Here is a 520-nt window from a genome sequence, read left to right on the forward strand (position 1 = left end):
GACATGAGCTCATTTGCGATGACCGGGCCGCCGAACCGACGCTTGATCTCACCAAGCAAGCTGTCCTCTGCTTCAATCTCGCGGACGAAAATGAAGGCAATTTTCCGCTTCGCCAGTTCGGCGGCGACATAGCCGAAGATCGCTTTGGGATTGCTGTCGCCCATATCGTGCTCCTCGCCCCGGGGTCGGAGATGCACGCCGACACGGTCGGCCCCCCAAACCTCGATCACTGCGTCCACGATCTCAAGCAGGAACCTGGCGCGGTTCTCGACCGAGCCGCCATAGCGATCGGTGCGCGTGTTGGTCTTGTCCTGCAGAAACTGGTCGATGAGATAGCCATTGGCGGCATGCAATTCGACGCCATCAAAGCCGGCCGCCTTAGCCCTCTCCGCACCCCGTCGAAAGTCCTCGACGATGTCAGGGATTTCTTCGGTTTCGAGTGCCCGGGGAACGGGATGCGGCCGCTTTGGGCGCAATCCGGAGACGTGACCCGCTGCAGCGATTGCACTCGGCGCTACAG

At 61.2% G+C, this 520-nt stretch carries 1 protein-coding gene; it reads right to left on the minus strand.

The genetic code is table 11. The features are described 5' to 3' along the window. Positions 1–520: oxidoreductase (locus tag VE25_RS09350; protein ID WP_046108352.1), on the minus strand; the 520-nt coding region annotated here is incomplete at both ends.

Origin of the sequence: Devosia geojensis (assembly GCF_000969415.1) — a bacterium.
Classification (GTDB): Bacteria; Pseudomonadota; Alphaproteobacteria; order Rhizobiales; family Devosiaceae; genus Devosia; species Devosia geojensis.